Here is a 12,157-nt window from a genome sequence, read left to right on the forward strand (position 1 = left end):
GACTATTCTTCACGCCCTTTCCCTGATTGACGGCCGTATTTGCGCAGCAGCAGGACAACCAGCACTGCCAAAACGATGAAGATCACCGCCGCCACAGTCAAGAAAATCACCAGACTGGACCGCTTGAGCAGCCGTTTCACTGGGGACTTGGGGGCTGTTGGACTGGCTGTCTTTTTGAACCGGTAATTACAGAGCTGGTTATCGCTGTCCACCGCGATCAAATCACCGGCATGTTGGCTAATATTCTTCTGAAAATTGATTTGCGTCGAACCAAGATACGCCGCTTGGGGCGTTCCGCCGGTGACCACCAGCACCACATGATTTTTATTCACCGGCGAACGCAGCAATTGGGCAGCCCCCAGAGTACGCCCGTACGCCGCTTCGATACTCAGCTTTTCATTGGAGACAAAGCCGGTTTCTGTCTTGTTGAACTGAAAATACAGATGGGGCTGCAAGGCATGGATATAGGAATTAGCCCGGGTTGTCCCGAAGGCGATGACGTTGTGGTTTGCCAAAACTGCGGCGGCCGGCTGACCTGTATAATAGACCACTTCACCAGTGTTGCTCTTGGCGAAATTACCCAGCAAATTCACAATATTGGTCAAAGTAGCAAAGTCACTGGGGGTCATGGTCCGGGGCCGGACGATGGCAATCTGATTGAACCGGTTGTTTTTCAGAAACAGACTCGGATAGTTAGAAAACAACTGATCCGTCACCGGTTTGGTCCGGACAAATAACTCAGACTGGGGGGCGACGTAGGCCCAGGGGGTTTGGTCATTGTCTTGGCTGCCGCTGCCGGCCAGGGCCAGATCAAAGGCGACCCGCACCGTGATCGCGTCGCCCACGGCCAGCTTGGCGGGGATATTCAGGGCCAGCGTCGCTTGGTTGGCCGCCGTCCGCCGCAAATGCTGGCTGCCGATGGGCGTGTCGTTGATGTAGACCGTCACCAGCGAGCGGGCAAAGTCCAAGTTCTGGGCGTAGCGGAACGTCAGCCGGACTTGGCTGCCCGCGGCGTTGGTTTGATCCATGGGCAGGCGCACAAAATAGGCGGCACTTTGCCGACCGGCGCCGGTCAGCTGGGTACCCGCCGCAGTCAACTGGTAATGGCCGTTGTTATCCTGCAGCGAACTGCTGTAAGTGGGCGTTGCAGCAGTGATCGTTTTTTCCGCGGCCCGGGTCTGGGTCATCAATTCCTGGTTGGCCGCAAAGCGGGCCGCCTTGATCAGCAGCGCATCGGTGCGGGCGGTAAGCACCAAATAATACGTGCCGCCCCGGTAAACCGTCCGGATCACTGCGCCCTTGGCTAACTCAGTCTGACTGATACTGCCGCGCAAACTGGCCGGCAGCCGATCTGCCCGGGCAATCACGATCTGATAGACCCGCTTCGTCAAATCCGCGGTACCAAGGGGGGCAATCGGTACCTGATCCTGTTCATTGGTCATCACCCGGGAATACCCCGCCAGGGCGTAAGTCGCCGCCGTGAGTTCTGCATTGCGCGGACCCTGGGGCACCGCAATACCGCTGAGGCCGTTACTGATTGTGTCCATCCCGCTGAAATGGGCGTAAAACGAACGGATCGCCGGTTCCGGCGGCTTCAGCGCATAAACAAAATTCACGTTGGATTCCGGGTAAACTGTCAGCCAATTGGCAGGCGTCTGCACCCGCTGAGCGGTACCGGCAGCGGTCGTCAGGACCTGGCCCATAAACTGCAGGTGATTGCTCCCGGCCAGCAGCCGCAACGGAATCTGGATCGTTTCCGTCTGCAGCCCCGCCGCATTTTTCGGCCGAAAAGAAGCAAACTTGACGCCATTTAGCACCACCGTGATGTCTGATGTCCGCTGGTCCGCCAACTGACTCACCTGATAATGAAAAATCAGCTTAGCCTGCTGCACATCCCAGTAGTCTTCTTTCACAAAATACGTATCGCTGGTGATTCCCTGCCCCGTCAAGGACTGGGTCACGTTTTGCAGGGGCTGGGTATAGGTGAGATCAGCCGCGTGCACCGCCGTGATCCCAAAGGCTAACACCAACAGCCACCCCAGTACCCAGGCGGTAATTCCTTTACTCAAAGCGCTTCGTTTTATACCAGCGCGCCTGTTTGTGAAATACTTGTTCACGAATATATTCTCCCATCCCGTAAACGGCCACGGCCAGCCACAACTGGCTGTACGTGACATACATTAAGATAATGATCCAAACATTATTGAAATTGCGTTCGCCTTTTTCCGTCGTGATCGTCGTGTACGTACTCACCACAAACAAAATGATGGCCAGCAGCCACAAGGTGTTGGAAAATCCCTGAAGATGCGAGTGCACCACCCCAGCGACGGAAAACACGAAGACGACATCGGACAACACCAGCGACGCCATCAGCAGAAAATAAATGGCCAGATAATACAGCAGGTCAAAATGAATGATCCGGGCACTGGGTTTGGCCAGCAGCGGCAGATTTTTCAAAATAACATAGATATTGCCCTTCACCCAGCGGGTCCGCTGGTGAAACCACACCGGCAGCGTCTGGGGTTCCTGTTCCCAGGTAACGGCCTTGGGTTGAAATAAAATCCGCAAATGGTGCAGATACACATGGAAGCTGATTTCGGTATCCTCCGCCAGGGCCTGCACGTCCCAGCCGCCGATGGCATCGATCAATTCCCGCCGAATGACGTAATTGGTTCCCGGAATAGTACACAATCCGAACAAATGCTGGCGGCCAGCCTGGGCCATCCATTGAAACGAGAGGGTCTCAATATTGATGAACCGGGTCAACAGGGTCGCATGACGATTGCGCGTGCGGAATTTACCGATCACCGCGCCCAGACTGTCATCGGCCATGAGTTCGCTGACCAGAATCCGCAGCGCACCGGCTTCCGGTGTATTGTCCGCATCATAGATCGCCAAGACTTCGCCCTGGGCCGCGGCCAGCCCAATATTCAGGGCATTGCTCTTACCCCGGCCGCCATTGGCCGCATCGGTGTTCACGATGGTCAGCTGGCGATCCGGGTGCTGTCGCTGCAGTGCGGCCAGCAGCACCGCGGAATCATCATCGGAGTTGTCGTTGATGACGATGATCTCATAGCGGTCCTGGGGGTAGTCGAAACGCAGCAGAGCCTCCACGGTTTTCACAATCACAATGCCCTCGTTATGGGCCGGTACCATGACGGAGACAAACGGCGGTACCTGGGGCAGCGCCGGTACCGGCCGCTTCACTTGCTGCAGATATTCTAAGTAGCCGGCAATGACCAGCACGACATTGACCACCAGGATCAGCCAAATTGTCGTGATCGCCACCAGCAAACACCAATCTAGCACACTCATGGTTTAGGCCCCTTTCGCCGAAATTGATTGCGGTAAATCCGCCGACCGTAGAGCAGAAAGGCCGTTAGGATCGCCAACGCGATAATAATAAAAATCAATAAGACCGTGCCCTGCCAGCGGGTAAACGCATTGACCTGGGACGCAGCCGTGGCTGCCCGTTTCGCCTGGGCGTGGGGTACGGCCCGCTGACCGAGCACCGCCTCTTGACCGTCCACGGTGTACTGGCCGGCGGCGATTACCACCGTATGGCGAGCACCCTGCAGCTGCCGGGCCACCGGGTCTTCCCCCAGCGCCCGCCAGGTCTGCTGGGGCCAGCGCCGGACCTGCCGGCGCAGGGCCTGGAAATTCTTAGTCGTTGTTGGCAGGGCAATGGTCAGGGCCGTGGGGGCCGCAAACCGCAGCGCCTCGACCCCGGTCATCGTGTTTTCCTCCGCCCAGGCCAGCGCGGCGAAAGCCTGCGGCAGCGGCGCAGCCGTCGTGGTCGGCGCGTACCGGCGCAAGTCATAATTCCGCGGATCCGGCAGCAGCACGGTCTGGTCTGCCGGAGTCAAGGACTGGCGGAAGGTCCGGTCAAATTGCCAGTACCCCGGTGCACTGATACCCACCGGATAAACCATTTCTTTAATTGCCTCGCCCAGCTGAGCATTGAACTGCTGGCGCAGGATGGCGGCGGTCTGGGCCGTAGGATCGTACACCTCTGGTACCTGCCAGAAAATCACCCCGCCGTCCAGCTGCACCTGAGCCAGTGCCCGCAGGTAGGCACTATGTTCCGGCAACTCTGGATTCAATGCCGTCATCGTGGCACTGACTGTAAAGGGAATCCCCTGCTGACGCAGAAACGCAGTGGTCCGGCGCAGTAAGAGGAGATTGCTGACAGGGGTCACCCCCGTCAGGACCAGTACTGGATTCTGCTCGGCTGCGCGGCCGGCAAAGAACTGCGCCAGCAACCGCGTACTCAGCACATTGGTCAGCCCGCTGGCACTGTAGGTCGGCAAATAGGCCTGATTGCCGTGAATCGTCCCGAAAGCATACTGCTGGTCGGTGCCTTGCTGATGAAGCGTGCCGATCCGCTCTCCTGTTGCCGGAAATAAAGACCATTGATCACTCATGAACGGCAGTAACTGGCGTGCCCCGCTGGCCGTATCCTGTAAGGTGTATTGTTGGTGGGTCAGTATTTGTCCCGCCCCCCAAAGCCGCCTGTTCCGCTGCCGTCAGATTTTGGCCAATGTGCAGTTTTTTACCGGTAAAAGCCGTCCGGTCCCGAAGAAATTGGGCATTGGTCAAGCGGCTTTGGTGCCAATTCACCATGGTGATCACGCCGCTGAACCGCTGATCGGTCAGTGTGCCCGATCGATAGGCGCTCATATTCTCCCGTTGAACAGCAATATGCAGACTGGCTAGTATGCGGCTCAAACTGTCGATTTGGTACTGCCCATCCGCTTGGATATTTTCACTATCGTAAACCAGCAGGACCCGCTCCGGGGCCGCTGCCTGGACCGGGTTGGCGAAACCGATCAGCCCCGCCAAACTGGCAAAAATTACGATCAGCCACCGGTTCATACCGCCGCCTCCGGTTCCCGGAACAGGGTTTGATTCGTTACGTCACTGAGCAGCAGGATCAGCAGCCAATCGGTACTCTGCGCGACCATAAACAAATGTTTCGCCAGATCCGCGTCGCCATCGCCCACCACCGAGATCACCATCACCCCGATAATGATCGACCCCAGCCCCGTCACAACCGCCAATTTCATAATCGGCCAGGCCTGGTGGCGGCGAAAGCCCAAATATGCCCCGCCGGCGTATAATCCCATCATAACCGCCACAAATAAGCAATAGAAAGCAAACTTTGCTGGAAAGAACGTACCCATAAAGCTGCTGAATCCCGTGAAATAATGGGCTTGCGCCTGCTTGGTCCGGCCGCTGGTGGCTGAGTAATTGCTCACTGCTTTGACCTGGGTCAGCTGCCCATCCTTGGCTGCCAAATCCAGGATCCGGCCAAACGCGGGCAGATGGGTGAGATAGAAGCGCAGCACCCAGACGAAATCAAACCGCTGGACAAAATCCCGTTGGACCACGGTCCCCCGAGTGTTCACCGGCTGATAACTCTGGTAATAAACAGACTGGCGCAGCAGCGCAAACTGGGGATTGATCTTTCCCTCTTTCAGCGTTTTACCCGGATTTTTATCCATTAACAACACACCCCGGGTCATTGTCTGATATCGATTGATGTTTTGAAACTCCGGCGTGATCAATTTGTAAGTCATCCCGCCAGTAATCAGCAGCGCGGCCAGCACTCCGGCAGCTAACAGTTTTTTGCGGCGCGGCAGCAGCGGCAGCAGGCCCAGCGCCATGACCATATAACTCAAAGCCAGCGGGGCATTTTGCTGTTTCACCGTGATCAACAGGCCGGCGCTGAGCAGAAAAATGGCCAGCAGCAGCCAGCGCCGCCACGCTGGGCGAGTTTCCCGGCGAGCCAGCAATAATAACGCCGCCACGGCGGCCATGCCGGTGACTGCCATGGCTGCTTCGCCAAACAGAGAATTGAAGTAGAGGGTATAACTGCTGTCGGCGAAAACAAAGACACAGACGGCGGCTAACACGTACTGACGCAGACCGCGGCCCCGGGTCACCGCCCGCACCACAAGATACAAAGCGCCCAAAAAAAGAGCATAATAAATGATCCCTTGGAAGCGAATATCAAACACCAAGCGGTTGAAAACCAGCTGATTCAACCAAATTGCCGGACGAATGAACAGCGGTTGGGAAGAAAACAGCGCGGCGGTATTTTCGTTAAAGTATTGGCGAATGCCATAAGTCGGATTAATGTAGGCCACCATGTGGTATGGCTGGCCCAGCCGATGGTACAGCCCGACGGCATCCATGATCCGGTAAAAATCGCCATTGTCCGCGTACCCGTTCAGCGGCGGGACAAATAATAAGAGCCCGACGATGACGGCGGCCGCCAACACGGCAAAAAGAGCCGGTGAGCACCATTGCTGAACCATACGGCCGAATTGTTTAATTTTATTTTTGAATTGGGTCATGATTCTCCGTTTAAGTACATATCTAGGGTCACTAGGGTGGTGAGATTATCGAAGGAATAAACTTGCTGGCTGGGCAGATCGCCCAGGGCCCCGGTGATTTGAAAGGCCAGCGCCCGCTGCAGGGCCAATTTAGCCAAAGCCCGGTCGCCGGTAAACAAGCCGAGTTGGGCCGCCAGCGCGTAACCGGCCGCGGACCGGTCGGTGGTCTGGGGCGTCCCATCGGCTCCCCAGCGGTTATACAGCGTATTGTTTTGCACATGATCCTTCACCCAATTCACCGTCGCCGCCGGCACTTTCTCCACTTCGGCCAAATGCACCGCGGTGAACAGTGATTCAACAATATTAATGCTGTCTGTCCCAGTATAGGCGTGCTTCTGAAAATCATAGCGCGTGGCATACAGCGGCAAGTGCCCGGTCAACCGGCCCGTCTGGACTAAAGCCAGGGCCTGGGCGTACTGTCGCGTTGGCAGCAGCGGCTGCAGCGTGGCCAGATCCACGTAACACAGCGTAGTTTGCTGGGCCCGTTCATGGGTCTGGGCGTCGACGTAGTCCACGACCCGGCCCTGGGGCACAGTATTAGCCAAGACTGTCCGGGCCAGCTTCGTATATGTATGCTGCCAGGCGGATTGCTTGGTCTGGCGGGTGATCCGCCCCACTGCATTCACGATGCGCAAATCATCCACCCCGGCGTTCACCGGATAACGATAATTGCGGGCGGGATCATAGCGGTAGGTAAACTGCTGCCCTTGCCACAGCGTCGTCTTGCTGCGTTGATAAAAGGTCTTGAACGCCGCCGGCTGTTTCGTCAGCACCAGATGCTGGAGCCACAGACCGGTGGATTCGCTTAAATATTCATGACCCGTTGCGGTATCGCCGGTGCTCTGGCTATCCAAAAAATTAGTATAAATACCATCCGGTTGAACCATTTGTCTGGTCAAAAACTGCGTCAGAGCTTGGCGGGCCGCCGCAAAATCGGTGTCCTTCTGCGGCGCCACCAGCGCCACCTTAGGCGCATCAATAGTCGTGTTGGCCGATTGCGCCTGTTGGGTACAACCCGCTAATAAAATCCCGCCGCCGATAATCAACCAACCAATCCCCTGGTGCATACGCTGAGTCTCCTGCCTAAGTGATTTTTCTTCTATATAAATACGGTTAAATATTTCTATGCAACTATATCATACATTGGCCTAGACCGCGACACTCACTTTCAGTCAGACTAGTCAGGCGGCTTAGTCATTCTCAGTGAGCGTCGTTTGCCCCTTTTCAGCCACTTCGCCGTATACTGTAGACGCTTGAAAGGGTTACAGTTTTACACTGTCTGTGGTGCCTAGCAGGGGCACCACTGTTGAATTAAGGAGGTTCTATCATGACTCAAGATATTAAATTCGACGAAACCGTTACAAAACGAATTCAGGATCGCTGGAAAGACGGTGATCGGCTGCTGCTGACGTTTGAGGATGGGGTCGGCCCCTATTCCCAACACGCCATGATCCACATGCAGACCCAATTCACCATCAACATCATCGGACCCGAAGCTTCGCTGGACACCTACGACGCCACGATCGATTCCAATCTGGGCAAGGTCTACGTCAAAGCTTACGGGATGGAAGGCATGGATGATCATTTGGTCGTGCGCTTCCACCCGCAATATGACACGATGAGCCTGTCTGGAGATTCCGGCGACATTGACACCAACGTCGGTTTCATTGATTTCACTGATCCCAACGGTATCAAGGAGAATCCGGCGCGGTAGGAGAGAGAAAGGACGTGACTCTGATGTGGCACGCCATTGCAACTTTCTTCAAAGTCCTGCTTGGGGCGAATCGGCCCGATCGGTGGACCGAGATCGCCGACGACAATGCCAAGGCCAGTATCGCTAAAAAACGGCAGGAAAACGCTGAACACAAGTATCGCTGAATGCAAAAAGTGGGCCGTCATCCGCTGGGGTGACGACCCGCTTTTTGGGTTACTCTAGATTTTCTTTCGCAATATCGCGGCGCGCCAGCAACGGCATGATGAAGCCGAAACCGAACAGAACGATAACCGAAATGATATTCATGACCAGTTGGTGCGTCCACCCAGTCGTCCCAAAGACCACTTCCTGGGGCAAGAAGCCCAGAGTGGCACAGATGAACGTGAAGACGAAGCACCAGCCGCCGACCAGGTAAGCCCCGGCTTTGCTCTTAATGAACGTGTAGCCGGAGGTGAACTTATCCGCCTGGGCCCGCAGTGCCAGGAAGGCGACGAAGACCAGGGCGGTCTTGTACGGAGAGACGATCCCGTTCAAGTTCAGCAGCCAGTTGAAGATGGCGTTGATGTTCGGCAAGGTGCCGGATAACAGCAGCAGGAACAGGCAGAGGGCGGCGGTGAAAATGTAGCTGTGTACCGGCCGGCCCTGCTTATTTTTCTGCAGCAGCCACTTCGGCATGAAGCGCATGGCCGTATCCGCCGACAGCACCCGACTGGAGGCATCGATCAAGACCGCCAGCTGGGCGAGCATGAACAGCAGCTGGGTGCCGGCGAACATGTACATCAGTGTCTTGCCCCAGCCCCAGGCCTTGCCCAGCATAGAGAAGGCGTAGTAGGCGCCATTCATCTTCAGGTCATCCGGCAAATGGTTGGCATTGAACCAGACCCCCAGGGCCAGGGAACCGAAGATGACCAGGAAGCCGGTCATAATTGCCAGTGCCCACATGGCCTTGGGAAACTCCTTCTTCGGGTTGCGCAATTGGGCCACATACGTCGCCCCCAACTCCGCCCCAGACGTGGCGAAGATCAACAGCCCCGTGGTGGCGAAGTAATGCATGGAGAAATGCGGGCGGAACGCCGCCCAAGTGAAGGTCGTTGCGGAGTGGACGCCCTTGGCCAAACCGGCCGCAGTCAGCGCCACGAACAATACCGCCATCAAAAACATCGCCGCCCCGCCGATCAAGGACATCACTTCCAGGGAACGGGAGAAGAGGTTTTCTAACACAATAAACAATAGAATAATGGCGAAAGTCAGCAGGCCAAACGTCAAATTCGACATCCGCTTCCCCAGCGTGTTATCGCCCAGAATCAGCCAGGACAACGCGACAATGACCGAGTTAGACACATCCACCAGGTAAGGCAGCGTCTGCGCCCAATAAATCCAGCTGGTCCAGTACCCCCAAGTGTCGCCCAGCGTCCGGCGCATCCAAGTCGCCAACCCGCCGCCCTCGTCAGCGCGGGTAAACGTCGTCCCCAACTGCGCCGAGATCAGCGCATAGGGCACGATGTAAATCACCAGCAAAATGACCCAGTTAATAACGACCGATAAGCCTTGGTTCTGGAACGGATAAAAGATATTTTCGAACCCAATAACGGTAATAAAAACAAGCAGACTCAAAACAGGCCAGCTCATATACCGCCGGTTCGGGGTGATTTCTTCCTGCACAATAATGATCCTCCGTATTAAATATAAAATGTGGTGCTGGAAATCAATTCAATTTTAGTGTGGCGAGTCTGGCGTATGTAGTGCCAAGTGCGTAGCAAGCGGAGGCTGAGGGGGCTCAGCCATGGAAACCACACGGCGGCTTTGCCGCCGATGTGGTTAGGCGACTTGGAGACCGCGCAGCGGGCTCCAAGCGCCGTCATGGCTAGCTACGCCTTCGGCTTCGCACTTGCTGCGCGTCGCCAGCCCCATCTGCCGCAGCTTGCGGAGCACTTGGCACGGCGTACAACGACCGCTTTATTTACTTCGCAACATGCACCATCGCATCCCCGTCATCATCCGCGAACACGCCCTGAATCTCCGGCGTGAACCCCGGGAACCGCGCGATCCCCGCAAACAACGACCGAAAATAATCGATCGCCGGCAGTGTCCAAGTCTCCCCCGGCACCACCACGAAAATTCCCGGCGGGTACGGCAGCGCCCCTTCCACCGCCACCCGGCCCGCACTCTGGGTCAGCGGTACCGTTTCGTATCGGCCCGTGGCAAAGATCGTATCCGCCTGGGCCGCCGACATGACTTGGTCCCGGTTATTGCTGTTCTGGAACAACCAGCGCTGGCGCGTAACCAGCTGCTCGTCCTTGAAGAAATCCGAGAGCTGCTGGCATAATTCCCGCAGCGTCATGTGCGCATAACGGTCGCCGGTTTCAGCCACCAGCTTGGGCAGCGTCTCCGCCACCGTTTTGTCGTTGAAGAAATCCGTCTCGAACTGCTTCAATACATCCAGCAGCCGGCGCCAGTCGGTCATCCGCGAGCCCGGTGTTACCAGGAACAGCAGCGAGTTGAAGTCGGCCTTTTCCGGCACAATATTGTGGTCCAGCAAATACCGGTCCACGACCCAGCCGGAAACGCCCAATTGGCGGTCATGGGGCAAAACGACGGTGACCTTGCCCGGATCCAAGTAAGCCTGTCCCGGCAATAAATCCGGTATACCGTGCCACTTGGCCTGGGGCGCCAACGCCCAGGCCTGGGGATCGGTATAGGCCGTATCGGTTTCCGCGGTAATCAATTCCGGGCTATTGTATGCCCGGAACAGTTGGGTATCGTCCAGCGCCCGGCGGAAGGCCAGCGAATCGGCCAGCGCCTGCCGCCAGATCTTCTGCCCCACCGTGCCTTCATTCAAAGCAACGTTCGCCGCCAATGACGCATACAGGGGGTAAGAATAACTGGTGGTGACGTGCTTCAAATAGGCGTGGTTGAACTGGGCATGGCTGACGTAGCGGGCCTGACCCTTGAGGTGGCTGTCTTTCTTATGGATCTGGGACGTCTGGGCAAAGCCGGACTGCTGCTTATGGACGGATTGGGTGACGATGATCCCGGGATCGTCCGGCCCCAGCGGCAGCTGGAGCGGATCCATTGGCCGCATGGCCGGAATGAAGGGTTCATACCCGCCCCAGGCAGCATCAAACAGCATGTAATCCACCAGTTTGCCAAACCGATCCAGAAGCATCTTCACGTCCGGCACGATGCCGTCAAAGGTCTCCAACTCCAGGGCCGCTAACCGGAACGGGCGGGGCTGATCGGCCTGCTTCGGGGCAAAGGTGCGCAGATAATTACGCAGCTTTTCTTCCGTACCGTCCTTCAGATCTATCGGCCCGATCAGCCCGAGATCGCTGCGCAGGGTATCCAGATAGACCGGAATGGCCCCGTTCATGACCAGCGCGCCGTTGTACACGGACTTGTGGTTGTTTCGATCGAACAGCACCAGATCGCCAGGTTGGAGAATGGCGCTGGCGACGATGTTGTTGGAGCCCGCGGTACCGTTGGTGACGAAATAAGTCTTATCCGCGTGCCACAGCTTGGCAGCGGCCTGTTCCGCGGTCAGCGGTGTGCCGCCGTGGGTAAGCATATCGCCCAGTGCGGTGACCACATCGGAGGTATCACTGCTGAAAAAGGTCTGGCCATAGGCTTGCTTAAGCAGCCAGCCGGCAGGGGCCAGCTCATCGTAATGGCCGGCGTGGTGGCCCGGCGTGGCGAAGGTCGTCGGATCGGCCTGGGCAAAGTCCAGCAAATCAGCCACGTACGGCGGGATCTGCCGCTGTTCGTATTGCAGCGCAGCGGCTTTGATTTGGGCAATGGCCGTGTCCGTGATGGCGGGCAAAAGGAGTGCCCCAGGGAGGCTCGGCGGCGCCTGTTGCCCGAGGATAAAGACTGGAATAGGCAGGGGACTTTCGGCCAGCTGGTTAATATTGGCGGCGTCGGTATCTGCGATCACCGCTGCGTTGATCCCCGCGAGTTCGGTCTGAGCAAGATCAGTCAGCGGCAAGTTGTGCAGGACTTGGGCTAACTGAGGCGTGGTGCCGATTTTCAGAAACATACTATTTACCTC

At 56.8% G+C, this 12,157-nt stretch carries 10 protein-coding genes; 2 read left to right on the forward strand and 8 right to left on the reverse strand.

Features of this window, described 5'->3' with window-relative positions; genetic code table 11:
- Positions 1-2: 2 nt before the first annotated feature.
- The 6 genes from FMM01_RS12495 to FMM01_RS12520 are packed head-to-tail and all read right to left on the reverse strand — an operon-like array spanning position 3 to position 7,465.
- Complete coding sequence (locus tag FMM01_RS12495; RefSeq protein WP_336495128.1) at positions 3-2,069, reverse strand: cellulose biosynthesis cyclic di-GMP-binding regulatory protein BcsB; 2,067 nt, start codon at positions 2,067-2,069, stop codon at positions 3-5.
- Positions 2,062-3,315 (reverse strand): glycosyltransferase family 2 protein, encoded by a 1,254-nt coding sequence (locus tag FMM01_RS12500; protein WP_150392741.1) that lies wholly within the window; start codon positions 3,313-3,315, stop codon positions 2,062-2,064. Before FMM01_RS12500 ends, FMM01_RS12495 begins: the two co-directional genes overlap by 8 nt.
- Complete coding sequence (locus FMM01_RS12505) at positions 3,312-4,424, reverse strand: hypothetical protein (protein ID WP_150392742.1); 1,113 nt, start codon at positions 4,422-4,424, stop codon at positions 3,312-3,314. Before FMM01_RS12505 ends, FMM01_RS12500 begins: the two co-directional genes overlap by 4 nt.
- The gene (locus FMM01_RS12510; RefSeq protein WP_150392743.1) at positions 4,417-4,875 is read right to left on the reverse strand and encodes a hypothetical protein; all 459 of its coding nucleotides are present in this window, start codon (positions 4,873-4,875) and stop codon (positions 4,417-4,419) included. Before FMM01_RS12510 ends, FMM01_RS12505 begins: the two co-directional genes overlap by 8 nt.
- Positions 4,872-6,359: a glycan biosynthesis hexose transferase WsfD gene (gene wsfD / locus FMM01_RS12515; protein ID WP_150392744.1), complete on the reverse strand. Its 1,488-nt coding sequence runs from the start codon at positions 6,357-6,359 to the stop codon at positions 4,872-4,874. The genes FMM01_RS12510 and wsfD overlap by 4 nt, the downstream gene beginning before the upstream one ends.
- Positions 6,356-7,465 carry a glycosyl hydrolase gene (locus FMM01_RS12520; RefSeq protein ID WP_150392745.1) on the reverse strand — a complete coding sequence of 370 codons (1,110 nt, stop codon included), beginning with the start codon at positions 7,463-7,465 and terminating at the stop codon, positions 6,356-6,358. The genes wsfD and FMM01_RS12520 overlap by 4 nt, the downstream gene beginning before the upstream one ends.
- 260 nt (positions 7,466-7,725) lie before the next feature.
- Between FMM01_RS12520 and FMM01_RS12525 the strand changes: the two genes are divergently transcribed.
- Both FMM01_RS12525 and FMM01_RS16325 read left to right on the forward strand, forming a co-directional pair.
- Positions 7,726-8,112 carry an iron-sulfur cluster biosynthesis family protein gene (locus FMM01_RS12525; protein WP_035440730.1) on the forward strand — a complete coding sequence of 129 codons (387 nt, stop codon included), beginning with the start codon at positions 7,726-7,728 and terminating at the stop codon, positions 8,110-8,112.
- Positions 8,113-8,126: 14 nt separating this feature from the next.
- On the forward strand, positions 8,127-8,276 hold the full coding sequence (locus FMM01_RS16325; RefSeq protein WP_190973367.1) for a hypothetical protein: 150 nt from the start codon (positions 8,127-8,129) through the stop codon (positions 8,274-8,276).
- Positions 8,277-8,325: 49 nt separating this feature from the next.
- Here the strand turns inward: FMM01_RS16325 and FMM01_RS12530 are convergent, their stop codons facing one another.
- Together FMM01_RS12530 and FMM01_RS12535 are read right to left on the reverse strand one after the other, a co-directional pair.
- The gene (locus FMM01_RS12530; RefSeq protein WP_063516173.1) at positions 8,326-9,777 is read right to left on the reverse strand and encodes an APC family permease; all 1,452 of its coding nucleotides are present in this window, start codon (positions 9,775-9,777) and stop codon (positions 8,326-8,328) included.
- Between the two features lie 295 nt (positions 9,778-10,072).
- Entirely contained in the window at positions 10,073-12,145 is a 2,073-nt protein-coding gene (locus FMM01_RS12535; RefSeq protein WP_150392746.1) for an Orn/Lys/Arg family decarboxylase, read from the reverse strand.
- Positions 12,146-12,157 lie beyond the last annotated feature (12 nt).

Source organism: Schleiferilactobacillus harbinensis (assembly GCF_008694105.1).
Classification (GTDB): Bacteria; Bacillota; Bacilli; order Lactobacillales; family Lactobacillaceae; genus Schleiferilactobacillus; species Schleiferilactobacillus harbinensis.

What these genes read in the sequence shown, in the direction of transcription:
- FMM01_RS12500 (WP_150392741.1), bottom strand. Translation starts at nt 3,315, where the DNA reads ATGAGTGTGCTAGATTGGTGTTTGCTGGTGGCGATCACGACAATTTGG.
- FMM01_RS12505 (WP_150392742.1), bottom strand. Translation starts at nt 4,424, where the DNA reads ATGAGTGATCAATGGTCTTTATTTCCGGCAACAGGAGAGCGGATCGGC.
- FMM01_RS12510 (WP_150392743.1), bottom strand. Translation starts at nt 4,875, where the DNA reads ATGAACCGGTGGCTGATCGTAATTTTTGCCAGTTTGGCGGGGCTGATC.
- wsfD (WP_150392744.1), bottom strand. Translation starts at nt 6,359, where the DNA reads ATGACCCAATTCAAAAATAAAATTAAACAATTCGGCCGTATGGTTCAG.
- FMM01_RS12520 (WP_150392745.1), bottom strand. Translation starts at nt 7,465, where the DNA reads ATGCACCAGGGGATTGGTTGGTTGATTATCGGCGGCGGGATTTTATTA.
- FMM01_RS12525 (WP_035440730.1), top strand. Translation starts at nt 7,726, where the DNA reads ATGACTCAAGATATTAAATTCGACGAAACCGTTACAAAACGAATTCAG.
- FMM01_RS12535 (WP_150392746.1), bottom strand. Translation starts at nt 12,145, where the DNA reads ATGTTTCTGAAAATCGGCACCACGCCTCAGTTAGCCCAAGTCCTGCAC.